16 protein-coding genes are annotated in these 11,904 nt (G+C 46.0%); all 16 read right to left on the bottom strand.

Annotated elements, in window-relative coordinates; genetic code table 11:
• Positions 1-57 precede the first annotated feature (57 nt).
• Entirely contained in the window at positions 58-324 is a 267-nt protein-coding gene (locus WKT05_RS06595) for a hypothetical protein (protein WP_340413449.1), read from the bottom strand.
• A gap of 4 nt (positions 325-328) precedes the next feature.
• Positions 329-1,048 carry a YfjL-like protein gene (locus WKT05_RS06590; protein WP_445323186.1) on the bottom strand — a complete coding sequence of 240 codons (720 nt, stop codon included), beginning with the start codon at positions 1,046-1,048 and terminating at the stop codon, positions 329-331.
• A gap of 11 nt (positions 1,049-1,059) precedes the next feature.
• A complete protein-coding gene (locus tag WKT05_RS06585) occupies positions 1,060-1,371 on the bottom strand; it encodes a hypothetical protein (protein ID WP_340413447.1) in 312 nt (103 codons plus the stop codon).
• Between the two features lie 174 nt (positions 1,372-1,545).
• Positions 1,546-1,950 carry a DUF6508 domain-containing protein gene (locus WKT05_RS06580; protein ID WP_340413445.1) on the bottom strand — a complete coding sequence of 135 codons (405 nt, stop codon included), beginning with the start codon at positions 1,948-1,950 and terminating at the stop codon, positions 1,546-1,548.
• A 27-nt stretch (positions 1,951-1,977) separates the two neighbouring features.
• A complete protein-coding gene (locus tag WKT05_RS06575) occupies positions 1,978-2,190 on the bottom strand; it encodes a hypothetical protein (protein ID WP_340413444.1) in 213 nt (70 codons plus the stop codon).
• Positions 2,191-2,201: 11 nt separating this feature from the next.
• Complete coding sequence (locus tag WKT05_RS06570) at positions 2,202-2,909, bottom strand: DEAD/DEAH box helicase family protein (RefSeq protein ID WP_340413442.1); 708 nt, start codon at positions 2,907-2,909, stop codon at positions 2,202-2,204.
• Positions 2,896-3,069 (bottom strand): hypothetical protein, encoded by a 174-nt coding sequence (locus tag WKT05_RS06565; RefSeq protein WP_340413441.1) that lies wholly within the window; start codon positions 3,067-3,069, stop codon positions 2,896-2,898. Before WKT05_RS06565 ends, WKT05_RS06570 begins: the two co-directional genes overlap by 14 nt.
• Positions 3,070-3,284: 215 nt before the next feature.
• On the bottom strand, positions 3,285-4,901 hold the full coding sequence (locus WKT05_RS06560) for an ATP-dependent nuclease (protein ID WP_340413440.1): 1,617 nt from the start codon (positions 4,899-4,901) through the stop codon (positions 3,285-3,287).
• Positions 4,902-4,998: 97 nt separating this feature from the next.
• Positions 4,999-5,835 (bottom strand): KilA-N domain-containing protein, encoded by an 837-nt coding sequence (locus tag WKT05_RS06555; RefSeq protein ID WP_340413439.1) that lies wholly within the window; start codon positions 5,833-5,835, stop codon positions 4,999-5,001.
• A gap of 99 nt (positions 5,836-5,934) precedes the next feature.
• Positions 5,935-6,291, bottom strand: coding sequence for a type I restriction-modification system subunit M N-terminal domain-containing protein (locus WKT05_RS06550; protein WP_340413438.1), 357 nt, complete (start codon positions 6,289-6,291; stop codon positions 5,935-5,937).
• A 103-nt stretch (positions 6,292-6,394) separates the two neighbouring features.
• Positions 6,395-6,838: a hypothetical protein gene (locus WKT05_RS06545; RefSeq protein ID WP_340413437.1), complete on the bottom strand. Its 444-nt coding sequence runs from the start codon at positions 6,836-6,838 to the stop codon at positions 6,395-6,397.
• A 159-nt stretch (positions 6,839-6,997) separates the two neighbouring features.
• Positions 6,998-7,672, bottom strand: a complete 675-nt coding sequence (locus WKT05_RS06540) for a class C sortase (RefSeq protein ID WP_340413436.1) — start codon at positions 7,670-7,672, stop codon at positions 6,998-7,000.
• Positions 7,659-9,866, bottom strand: coding sequence for an MSCRAMM family protein (locus tag WKT05_RS06535; protein ID WP_340413435.1), 2,208 nt, complete (start codon positions 9,864-9,866; stop codon positions 7,659-7,661). The genes WKT05_RS06540 and WKT05_RS06535 overlap by 14 nt, the downstream gene beginning before the upstream one ends.
• Positions 9,867-10,309: 443 nt before the next feature.
• Complete coding sequence (locus WKT05_RS06530; RefSeq protein ID WP_340413434.1) at positions 10,310-10,744, bottom strand: hypothetical protein; 435 nt, start codon at positions 10,742-10,744, stop codon at positions 10,310-10,312.
• 47 nt (positions 10,745-10,791) lie between these two features.
• Positions 10,792-11,100, bottom strand: coding sequence for a hypothetical protein (locus WKT05_RS06525; RefSeq protein WP_340413433.1), 309 nt, complete (start codon positions 11,098-11,100; stop codon positions 10,792-10,794).
• A gap of 531 nt (positions 11,101-11,631) precedes the next feature.
• A complete protein-coding gene (locus tag WKT05_RS06520) occupies positions 11,632-11,901 on the bottom strand; it encodes a hypothetical protein (protein ID WP_340413432.1) in 270 nt (89 codons plus the stop codon).
• Positions 11,902-11,904 lie beyond the last annotated feature (3 nt).

Genomic DNA, 11,904 nt, shown 5'->3' with positions numbered 1-11,904 from the left:
AGGCGCCGACTCTCGGCGCCTTCTTTATTGCTTGTATTTCCTTTTATCCATTTACTTTCACGATGCATTAAAAAGATCGACACCGTTTATAAGAATGGAAGCCGCAGTCAAAACCCACAAGGCGCGACTCAGGGTGGGCATGGTGTCCATCAGTCCGCCCCAATCACCGTCCGCCACCCGGGCGGCGCCGTCAGCGTAAAAGGCGCAGAGGGCCAGGGCCGTGAGGGATAAACTCGCCCAACGGAAGACTTCCCGTTTTTTTCCGGGCTTCCGTAAATTCATTAGGGCGAAAGCCGCGGCGCCCATGCCAAACACGAGCCACATGGCCTCAGTCCTTCCCTTCCGTCATTTGTTTCTGCGACAATTCTTCCAGGGCCTTTACGTCTCCTTCCCGCACCATCGTCTGCGGTATATCCATTGCGAAAAATTCATCTTTAGGCTTTTGTACCTCGCCCTTTTCGTTCACCCTCTTTTCCGAAGCGAGGTCGATGGCATAGGCGGTCACATTTAGGCCCTCGGCATCCATGATCTCCTGCGCCCGTTGCAACACGGCCATGGCCTCTTTCGCCGTGACCTCGTCGCCCACGCCCTCGATATCCACTTGCAGTTTAAAGGGCAGATGCTTCATGTCCACGGGCTGATCCACCGTCAAATACTCCGTGGGATCCACCTTGTCCCAATAAGACAATGTTATTACATAGGGAAAGTCGTAGGCCTTCTCCAGATCGTGGCCGTGCTCGCGAAGGGCAGCGTCAAAGCGCATCATCGTGTTGTTGATGCGCCACTTGTAAGTATCCTCCCGAAGGCGACCGAGGGCATCGAAACACAATTCAAAGGCCGAATCCTCGCTGTTCTTGTCTTGCAAATGCACCACGTACTCGGGAGCCTTAAAGTTATAAAACACCTTTTCGCGGGCCAAATCCAAATCGCCGTACTTTTCTGCGATCACCTTGTCCGCCCCGCGCTCCGCCAAGGCCTTCGAAATGGGATTGCCGAAGATCGCGTTCACCACCGCAAGAACAAGGAGAACAAAAATGGTGAGGACAATCTTTTTAACGCTTAATTACATCGCAAGCCTCCCAAAAAACTTCCCAAAAGGGCTAAGACGCCATAAATTGCCACGTAAATCAGGGCCGATTCATTGTAGAAAATCCAAATGGACGGCAAGAAACACAAACTCACCGCCGCAGGATAGAGCAGGTGAAAGCCCCGCATCCTGCCGTAAACAATCGAAATGGCGAGGCACAGGACGGGCATGGCGAAAAGCAAGACCATCATCGCCCCCACCGTGTTCCGCATGACAAGGGGCAAAAGATAAAATGTTGCGAGGATGCCCGCGAGATATGGAATCATGTTTTTAAAAACCTTCATAGCGCCTCCCAAAATTTGCACAACCATACTCTCTTTCCTTCATTATACCCGCCGGAGAAAACCAATGCTCGACCCTGCGGCATTCTTAGACGAAACACCCACATTGTAAAGAAATTGTTCCCAAGAAAAAAGGCACCGCCACCGGTGCCCCTGCCTTCATCCATTGTTCGGCGATTACTTTTCCGCCTGCGCATCCCTGTCGATGGCGGCCAATCGCATCAGCCACTTTCTTATGCACCCTTCTTCAAACATTCGGAGCAGAAAGCCCTCGCAAAACCTTTCGCCCCGCATGCTCGCCACGATGAGCGCCATAACCGCTTGCCCGTCCAGGGATTCCGGATCCGTCTCGGCCATGGCCTCCGTGCTCCTCTCGATGCCGAGATCTTCGAGGATAGCGTAGTAATTTTTGAGCCTCATCTCTTTGTGCGCGTCCACAAAAGCCATGATGTCTTTCCTAAACTTGCCTATCGCCTCAGTGTAACGCACATAGGGAAAGTGAACTTTGTTTTCATCGATAACCCACTTGCCGTAGCTCTCTTCCTTAAACACATCCAAATACTTCGTCAAACTTTCGTACATGGTGTACTCCTTTAAAATTCAGTTAAGTTACGCCACATTGCCGTTTAACGCTTTTACAATAACCGCGATGTTTACATTGAAAAGCCATTTATTAATGGCACTTCCCGGCACTGTATCTTCCCCGACCTCCACGGCAAAGAGCTTTTCAAAACGAGCCTGCTCCTCAGGGCTCAACTGATCGTAGTGGATCCCCTCTTCGGGAAATTTCAGTTTCACTTCCCGGGTGCGATAATCGACCAAATAACCATTCTTTACCTCCTCTCCCATTTCGTAAAAAAGGTGGGATCCCCGACTTCCAAGCCGAAAATATCATACGTATATCGATCCAAATCCTCCCTAGGTGTTGACGTCAGGCCCACGATCTTCGCGTCAAAGTAATCGAAAATGGTTTTGTAGCGCTCGTAAATGGAGCGATGGGCCTCGTCAATAATAATCAAATCGAAATAGCCCACGGTGAAAAAGCGCTCCTTGCCCTCTAAATGCAGGCGGTCCATGGCATTGATCATGGCGGGATAAGTAGAAAAGAGCATGCGCGCCGTGGCGAGCTCCTCAGGCCGGGTTTTCCCCTCGCCCACCGATGCAATGGACAGATCCGGCAGCAATTGTCCGAAGGTCCTCATGGCCTGCTTCACCAAAGCTACGCGATCCGCCAAAAACAAAATCCGCGTCGCCCGATTGGCCCCCATCATCATGTCCACAATGCTCGCCGCCGTGCGCGTTTTGCCCGTTCCCGTAGCCATGACCAAAAGTGCCGCCGGGTAATTGGCTTCGAAGCGCTCCATCACCGCCTTCACCGCCATAATCTGGTAGGGCCTGACGGCAATGGAAGCCTTCGGCTGATCCACCGTCAAATCTTCTGCTGGATCGATCTTGCCCCATAAAGTAATCTGATAGGGAAAGTCGTGGGCCTTCTCCAGGCCGCTACCGTTATCATGAATGGCGCGGTCAAAGCGCTCCACTCATGTTGTCGATGTGCAAGTCGTACGTATCCCTTTGCAGGCGGCCGAAGGCATCAAAACGCAATTCAAAGGCCGCATCCTCGCTGTTCTTGTCTTGCAAATGCACAACGGACTCGGGAAGCTTAAAATTATAAAACATCTTTTCGCGAGATAAATCCAAATCGCCGTACTTCTCCGCGATTACCTTGTCCGCCCGCGCTCTGCCGACGTCTTCGAAACATGATTGCTGTATAAGATGTTCAGCACAACAAGAACGGTGGCAAAGAGGATGGAGAAAGCGATCTTATCAATATGTCTTTTCATCGCAAAACTCCCCGAAAAATCCCCTAATTTACCGACAGGTTCCCGTTAAACTTAGAATTTTAATTCAGTGATTCAAAGGGGTTTGTAATCAACTATCTCTTGAACAAATTTTCGAGCTTCTTCAAGTTTTGCCTCAGTTGCTAAATCGTAGTTTTCTAATACATGATAAACCCAATCTTTCTTTTCTTTATTAACTGTTTTATCAAAACATTCCATTTCACCGACCGGAACTACAAATAGACCGGCGGATTTACACGCCGCTTCAACCTTTTCATATGCTGCAGGTTCATTACCGGTAAATCCCAACTTACCCACTTTCTTTATCTGATCCCAGGCATTATCTGCAAAACTGTTTTTTGCATTCATACTATCGTATATAATTTTCATATCTGCAGATAGTGTCACGTTCCAATCTATTCCAAAGGCAGCTGTAATTGGCTTAAAAATATTGCTGGAGTTTAATAGATCAAAATCACAAATAGCCGCTACCGGAACATTCACTGCCTTTAGTGCAATAACAACATCTTTAATGCGTGTTTTCCCTCCGCAATGAGTAAACAATATATCCGGTGCAATTTCATTTTTATGTTCATACATTGCATCTATAATTGCCTGATAAAATAAACAGTCATAGTCACTTTCGCAAACGACGACTTTTTCGTGGAACAAGCCGCTCAGTATATTAGAATATCGCAGAATAGGATTACTCCATAATTTCTTTATTTTATTGTTTTGAAGTACACTCATTCTGTTAATGTTACTATCTCGATTGATTCTTATAACTGTAACATTCTCACTATTGGCGTCGAGCAAACCTTGTAAAAAATCCTCACTGTGTGTGGATATTAGCAACTGTCTATCGGTTGGGTTATTATTGGCAAGCATCTTGCCCAGTAGCCTAGCTTGAGGCGGATGTAAAAAAGCCTCCGGTTCATCAATTAATGTAATAGAATACTCAGATGTAAATGTATCAAGTAAGATGCTGGCAAAACTACGCATACCATCCCCTTGATCTTGGAGTTTAGGCAATTCATTAACCTGACTGTAATACTCATCCTGTTCTGCAATTGTAAAAGCTGTTTTATCAGGAGCCTGTCCGGTATGCAGCGGAATTGTTTGCATATCATTTCGGTTTACAACTAAATCAGAACCAAATGCTTGACGAAAATACTCCGACAACTTCTGTGCAAGGGATTCATTCTGATTCAATTTGTAAATTGGATTTCGTTCAGGATTGTCATTTCTTCGTAAAGCATTTGATGAAGTTAATCGACGCTCTGTACTCAGCCTCTTTATGAATAATAGATGCAAACCGTTATAGAGTGTTCGATTTTTCCAGAGACTCTGTAACGTGCTTTTATCAAAAATACCGCCAAACTCGAATGTTTTATAATGTCCCTGCTGATTCACATTAAAGTGCTCTCTAAAAAATGTTGTTTCATCTATCTTTCCTAAAAAAACATGTTCAGTATCTTTTATCACAATAGTTGGAAATGAATTTGAGCCATCCAAACCTGTCTCGACATCCCTTAGTACTTGGCTCTTTCCACTATTATTAGCACCGGTAAATACAATAACGCTATTATAATTAAGCGATAATTTTGTATCGTCATTAAATGTGATGTTTTTCAAAAATACTTGGGGCTTTTGTATAGCGGTTGTTTCGTTAACTTCTAGATTCATACGCATACATTCCTCCAATGTTCTACTATTGATTCTCTATAATCCATATAACACGGAATCGACAAATTCTAATTCATCTATTTATTACTTAAAATAATCATTTCTACTCCTTTAGTTTTTTAATACCACTATCACCAATTTTTTCAAGTGATCTCAATTGTGTTATGGCAAGTTTTCTAAGTTCAATCATTCTTTCTTTTTGATTCATACCTTTACCAATAAGGACTGCATTATAACTTTCCATATTTGCAAGCACTAGTAACTCATTCAGGCTTGCATAATCTCTCATATTACCTTTTAAACCCGGATTTTCTTCACGCCACTGTTTAGCTCTTTTATTAAATAAAGCCACATTGAGCATATCTGCTTCGCTTGCGTATTTATAAGATAACTGTTCATTGGTAAGATCCTTTAAAATATACTCTTTAATTGCATCTGTATGAATTTTATAGTTGATTTTTGAAATTTCCCGATTAAGATTCCACCCCAGTGACAATCTTGAATTTTCATCTGATTTAAGTCTTTTATAATCTTGAATAATGTAAAGCTTAAATTCCGGTGAAATCCAGGAAGCAAATTCCATTGCTATATCGCTATGGGCAAACGTGCCTCCATATCGTCCTGACTTGGAAACTATACCTATTGCACTTGTCTTCTCAATCCATTTTTTTGGTGATAGTGTAAATGCATTACTACCGGCTTCATTTTTTAACCTATCGAATTCGATAGGTTTAAAATCAGGATTATGCAATGATTCCCATAAACCTAAAAATTGAATGTTATCCTTGCCCCTTAACCAGTTATTAATAACTATAAATGGTTCATCACTTTTATATCTTGCAATATCCGTTAGACTTATATAGTCGTTCTTAAAATCTTCAGTATAAATCTGAATAGCAAAGCCCTTTGCTTCAATCGTGTCTTTTTTCACCTTAGACATGTGAGTTCCTCCTTTATACTGATATATTATTTACAGCATTTATTTTCGTAATAACTGCTCTAAGCAGCACACCAACGACTCATTTTTTGATTTTATACTTTAAATGAGAAAGCGGGCATCTTTCATGTAACGGGAAAAGGCCGTGTCCCCTTCGTCGCCCTGAAGGTTTTGAATAAATGGGAAAATTTCTTCGCTGACGAGGCGATATATGTCTTGTGCCGGCAAATTTTTGAACTTACTCCAACGGTAATGCTGTTTGTCGGCGGGAAAGATGCTCTCCACTTTCATGCCGAGGAGCTCCCCATCTTCTTCTTTTGCTAATTCGATTTCGTCCAGATTTTTCATAAAGAGCAAATAGGTGATTTGTTCAATATTGGTTAAGGGATTGGTGGAGCCTTCCGTCCAAAGGGTGGTCCAAATCCCGTCGATTCTGTTGCGCGTTTCGCCTGTGAGCATGGTATTTCTCCTCTTTCCTTGATCTTTTTATCATATCACAGGATGAATACGTTTTTCCACGATCGCACCCCACAAAAAAATCCACCGGGTTTCCCCGATGGCTTTACTTCTCCCTTACCCGGTAGATGAAATCGCCGCGGTAAAAGATGTCCATATAGATTTCCAAGTCTTCGTCGCCGCGGCTCAAGAAGCCGGTGATGAAGCAGTTTTTGTAGCCGTGGTAGGTGCTCATAATGTCCATGGCTTTGAATTTTGAATGGAAGGCGTCGAGGAAGGTCGCCAGGGTCATTTTTTCGCCGACGAAGCCGCCCACATTCCCCGTCAAGACGTTTTTGTATTCCATGATATAAATATAGGAATCTTCCGGGGGCACGCCGGTGACGATGACCTCGCCGTCCACCATTTCATCGGAGGCGGTATCAACGAAGCCGTATTGGGGCACGAGGCGCAGCTCGCCGCTGTCGTAATCGACGTCCATGGCGATGATGTGGGCATCGTGAAGGCTGAAGCGATCCCCCGCTTCTTTTTCTCTCTTGTAGTCGGTCATCTGTTTTCCTTTCTCGTCCTGCGATCCATTATACATGGCTTTTTTCGGCGACTAAGCTCTATTTGCACCTGCAGACGCCGACGGCCATGTGGTGTATCATTTGTTTTCTTCCCCACGCAAAACAGCCACAGAGGCGCTCTCCGTGGCTGTGTTTTCTCTCTACAGATCCCTGACTCCCACCAGTTCCGATTTCACCAAGAGGCGTTTGTTGTTTTTCGGATAGGGGTGGCAGCTCATAAGGTAGAGCTTGGTCTTGTCTTCTTCGCGAATGAAGCGGCTCCAGTCGTTGGGCTCCACCACTTCGTCGCCCATGACTTGGTAGTAGAGGACCTGCTTGTGGGTGGTGATTTTTATTTCGTCGCCGGGTTCCAGTTTGCCGATATGCAAAAAGTAATCCAACCCTTTGCCCGAGCCGCGGTGGCCGGCCAAGACGGTGATGGTGTTTTTCGACCTGCTCGGGGGATCCGTGGTTTTCACTACGCCGGCGCCGAGGAGGAGATTTTTTTTGCTCGTGTTGTCGAAAATGGGCAGCACCACGCCGATTTTATCGATGCGGATGACACCCAGGGCGTTCTCGTAGGTGATGGCATCTTCCTGAGGGGCGTTGGCAGGCTCTTGCCCGCCTTGGGCGCTTTTTGCCGCCTGCGCGGCTTTTGCGGCTTTGTCTTTTTCCGCCGCTTTGAGCATCGCATCTTCCAGGGCCATGGCGACTTTTTTCTGCTTTTCGTTTTTGAAATGCACCTTAATGGGAATCGCCGCTCCGATAAGGAGAAGGGAAATCCCCAAAATGATTAGGAATTTCCCTTGCCTGTTTTTGTTTTTACTTGATTTCATCGACGGATTGTCTCCGCTTTTTAATGCCGATGCCGAGAACCACAGCGCCTACTGCGGCCAGGCCTGCGGCGTAGACCACGGGGCTGATGCCGTCGCCGGTCTTGGGTAATTTGCCGTTGTTGGCTTGGGTGCCTTGGCTTGTGCCTGTAGCCCGTGCGCCTGTGGCGGTGACGGGGTCGCCGTAAACGGTGATCTTGCCGTCTTTTGCGGCGACGGTATCGCCGGATTGGATCTTGCCCAGGGCGATGCTGCCGTCTCGATTCACGGCGAAGTTAAAGTCGCGGGCCAATTGATAGCCTTGGGGCGCCGTCTTCGTGTGGAAGCGGTAGCTGCCCGGTTGCAACTTCACTTTGTAGCTTGTGGTGGAAGTGGTCCAGCTTGCGACGGATTTTCCGTTTTGGAGAATTTCCACGGTGGCGCCGGAGAGTTCGACGCCGCTTTTATTGGCGATGCTGAATTCCACCCAGACGTTTTGAACCTGTGCGCTGCCTTTCGTCTTTCCTTGTCCCGGTTTGTCCGCCGGCTTGGTTTCCGGCTTCTTGTTGGGGTCTTCCACAGGTGCACCGGCCGATTCGCCGACGACGATGAGGCCGCCTTCTTTCAGCTTCACGTTTTCACCGGCTTGAACATTGTTCAGGGTGACGGTGCCGTCTGCTTTCATTTCAAAATCAAAGTCTTTGGCGACTTTGTGGCCGATGGCGGCAGAGGCTTCGTGGTATTTGTAGACGCCCGGTTCCAGTTCCAGCTTGGTGCTGTCGGATCCGCTCTTCCAAGAAGCGATTTTGATGCCGTCTTTGTAGATTTCGATTTCGTTTCCTAAAAGGGCCTTGCCCGAAACGTCCACTCGGCTGAATGTGACGACGCGCTTGGCGTTTTTGCTGACCAAAGCCAGTTCTTGATAGGGCCCGAAATCGGTATGGCCGTAGTTGGCTTTGACAATTTTTTCTTTTTCAACGGTTTTAACGGTGAAGCGAATGGGCTCTGCCGCCGTGTATCCGTAGGGCACCGTGGTTTGCGAGAATTCATAGTCTCCGTCGGGGAGGTCTTTTACAGCGATCGCTTTCCAGGTTTTTTCGCTAAACCATGTCGCTACGACCTTGCCGTGGCTGTCTTTAATCTGTAGTTCCGGCCCGAAAATATCCCTGCCGGTGCTGTCTTTCAGTTTGAAGATGATTTGTTTTTCCAGGGGATCCGCTTTTAAGAACAGGGTTTCGTTGCCGTCCTTTTTATCCAGATATTTTTCGTCTGCTTCGGCGACTTTAATTTTACCGTCTTTATCGACTTCAAATTCAATGGATTCTTTTTCAAGCTTATAGCCGTCGGGCAACTTGGTATAGGTCAGTTCATATTTGCCCTCAGGAAGTTTTTGTTCTCCCGGCGTTTTCGGAATGTTCCATATTTTTGCCGTCGTAATCTCGCCGGACTCATTTTTCTCCGGTTTTTCTACGATTTTCAGTTCTGCTCCGGCCAATTCATTGTTGTGGATATCGCGAATCCCGAAGAAAGTCTTGCTTTCTTCTTTTTTGATCGTCATGGTCAGGAGATACTTATCTTTCTTGGTTAGCTCTTCACCATTTAAAGTAACCACACCGGATTTTCCAATATTAAATTCAATGGCTGCCGGCATTTTATAACCGTCGAGTTTTTCTGCCAACTTAAATTCATAATTACCCGGCTCTAAATCCAACTCTGACTTTGCATCTTTATCGTCCCAAATTTGTTTCGGTTCAACATCTTTTCTTACAATTTGAAATTTTGCCTTAGTCAATTCTTCTTTGGATTCGTTAATTAAACTAAAGGCAAATTTAGCTTTTTTAAATTCGTCTTCAGTCTCCTTGTTTCCTTTATCGGTGCCCTCACCGCCTGTAGGTGTGTCCTGTGGATTCGGTGTCACCGGATTGGGATCGGCGCTTTGGTGATTCGCATCTTTTGGTTGCGTACCTTCGGGTTTCGGATCCGTATTCGTCTTTTTATCACTGGCCACTTCACTGCTCGTAGTGAACAGCGCCGTAAACGGAGAAGCAAGTTTCCCAAAGAATGCGCCTACCCTCGACTTCTCTTTCCTCGGCTTTTCCACAGAAACAGTCGCGGTCCTATTTCCCGATTCCTTCGCCGGCTTGGCCGCCAATGTCGGGGAGACTGTGGCTAAAACAAAAGTCATGGCTAACAGTAGGGCTGTTAATTGTCTCTTCATTTTGTCACTCCTTCTTCAATCATGTAAGGCTCAAGGACGCCGATCGCAACGGTTTTCATCTGCCGCCTGAGGCTATGTCAAGAAATGTTCCTCTCCATGGTGCACAGAAAAGAAATCCCCCATCCTTCTATTTCATCAAAGCCTTTGCTAAATTCCTTATTTAACATGTATATTATATCACGATTTATTGATCTTATGGGGAAAATTCACCGAAATAGGCGGCGATCTTTGCATCACATTTCCCTTTCGGCGGTTTTCGGGCATAAAAAAAACGCACCCTTTCAGGTGCGTCATTTGGTGGACAGTACTGGACTTGAACCAGTGGAGATATGGCTTATAAATGGCTAAAAATACACATTTACAGAGTTATCAATGGAAAAAGTGGGGAGAAAAAGCGGGGACTGTGATATAAAAAAGGCGGTTATCATTACCGCCTTTTGTGTTTATTTAAAGTATTTTTCTAACGCCCTGATAATGACGTCGCTCTTGCTCACGCCTTGTTTTGACCGTTCCACCTCGATCTTGTCATTGAGCGCTGCGGGAATATACGCGTATACTCTGACCACGCTTTCATCTTCTACGACTACGCCAAATTCGCTTTCGTAGGTCTCGGCGGGGAGATGTTCCTCCGCCCACTCCTTGGCCTCGTCGTAGGTCAAGGGCTTGATGATCGCCAAGCCCTCGCGGCTCGAGTCACCGTATTCCCGGCTGTATCGGCTTCCGGGCCCACCATCGCAAAAAAGGAAGTACTCGCCTGTTCTTTTGCGGTACAAATCCTCATCGTAGCCGTACAGCCGATCCTCGGGCTTGTAGCAGTACGAGCTTATATAAGTTGCGGTGTTGGTGTCGTAAACTTTATTCTTAATGATCTTTTTCATAATTTCCTCCTGTGGATTTTAGAAGGGGCCCGAAGACCCCGCCAAGTTTATTTTGTGAATCTTGCGAATGCGTCACCTTTTTCTATTTTTGCGATTCCTTGTTTTATTAGATAGTCGTATATTAATTCTGTATATTCGTCCCAGTACGTTGTATCCCAATCACTGCACCATGATTCCTGTATTATATCGACGTAGCCAACTGTTACATGATCCCAGCTACATTTAAATGTTGGGCTTAATGCTATCGTTTGCCCGCCGTATAAGTCTGTCGAGAGATAGACGCGTTCTTTTTCGCCGTTTCTTTCGTTTTCGTCCCAGTAGATTTTGCCGTAGTTGGTCAAGGATTTGTTTGTCATATTGTGTCTCCTTTTTTGATCCTCGGGCGTTGCCCTTATTTCTATCTTGATTACATTATATACTAGAGTTGGCGGCAAGTCAAGTCTTTTTTAAAACTTTTTTTGACTTTTTTAAAAAAATCGGGTATATTAAAAGCGTAGCGAGGCGGGTTTGTCATATTGTCTTGCCTCGTCAGGTCTAAGACCTGTGGATTTAAAAATATTTCTTAAGGACAGCGATCGGGGCTATGCCCCGCGGATTGAAACATATTTTTATACGATCGCGATCAGGGGTTTTGCCCCTGCGGATTGAAAAGTGTCTGTATGCGATTGAGATCAGGGGCGTGACCCCTGCGGATTGAAATGAGTCAATATGCGACTGTTCTAAGGCAAAAAGGGGAGCTTCGGCTCCTCTTTTTGTTTGCCCTCAACTCTTGCATTTTTTGCAATAGTTCGATTTTCTCACGATTCCGCGCCCGCGTAATCCGCGAAAATGGCCGTTTTTTGATTTTACACGCACGATTAGCTCACGATTAGCACAAAAAAAGAGGCTTACCGGGGATTACCCGATAAGCCTTTTTGTGGATTAAAGTATCGTTGTTTTTTATGGAGCGCTTTAAACTCCTCTTCCGAGAGTAGACGTTGGATCGCCGTTTTGTACTCCCGGCAGTAAGGATATTTGCCCGCATCCACGATTTGACGCACGCGCAGTGCGTCTTTTTTTGTGTGCATGTGGGCGTGTTGGTCATAGCTGCCGCCCTCGCGCTTTACGAGCCACGGGCGATCACCGCATCCGGGCTTATACAAAATGGTCAGCTGCATAAG

The sequence above is a fragment of the Peptoniphilus sp. HCN-40583 genome (genome assembly GCF_037892835.1).
Taxonomy (GTDB): Bacteria; Bacillota; Clostridia; order Tissierellales; family Peptoniphilaceae; genus Aedoeadaptatus; species Aedoeadaptatus rachelemmaiella.
The sequence above is the reverse complement of the archived record's forward strand: the minus strand, read 5'-3'. Positions and strand labels throughout refer to the sequence as shown.

Bases quoted from the DNA above. Each gene is read 5' to 3' on its own strand.
- WKT05_RS06595 (WP_340413449.1), bottom strand. From the start codon at position 324: ATGTGGCTCGTGTTTGGCATGGGCGCCGCGGCTTTCGCCCTAATGAAT.
- WKT05_RS06585 (WP_340413447.1), bottom strand. From the start codon at position 1,371: ATGAAGGTTTTTAAAAACATGATTCCATATCTCGCGGGCATCCTCGCA.
- WKT05_RS06580 (WP_340413445.1), bottom strand. From the start codon at position 1,950: ATGTACGAAAGTTTGACGAAGTATTTGGATGTGTTTAAGGAAGAGAGC.
- WKT05_RS06560 (WP_340413440.1), bottom strand. From the start codon at position 4,901: ATGCGTATGAATCTAGAAGTTAACGAAACAACCGCTATACAAAAGCCC.
- WKT05_RS06555 (WP_340413439.1), bottom strand. From the start codon at position 5,835: ATGTCTAAGGTGAAAAAAGACACGATTGAAGCAAAGGGCTTTGCTATT.
- WKT05_RS06550 (WP_340413438.1), bottom strand. From the start codon at position 6,291: ATGCTCACAGGCGAAACGCGCAACAGAATCGACGGGATTTGGACCACC.
- WKT05_RS06545 (WP_340413437.1), bottom strand. From the start codon at position 6,838: ATGACCGACTACAAGAGAGAAAAAGAAGCGGGGGATCGCTTCAGCCTT.
- WKT05_RS06540 (WP_340413436.1), bottom strand. From the start codon at position 7,672: ATGAAATCAAGTAAAAACAAAAACAGGCAAGGGAAATTCCTAATCATT.
- WKT05_RS06535 (WP_340413435.1), bottom strand. From the start codon at position 9,866: ATGAAGAGACAATTAACAGCCCTACTGTTAGCCATGACTTTTGTTTTA.
- WKT05_RS06530 (WP_340413434.1), bottom strand. From the start codon at position 10,744: ATGAAAAAGATCATTAAGAATAAAGTTTACGACACCAACACCGCAACT.
- WKT05_RS06525 (WP_340413433.1), bottom strand. From the start codon at position 11,100: ATGACAAACAAATCCTTGACCAACTACGGCAAAATCTACTGGGACGAA.
- WKT05_RS06520 (WP_340413432.1), bottom strand. From the start codon at position 11,901: ATGCAGCTGACCATTTTGTATAAGCCCGGATGCGGTGATCGCCCGTGG.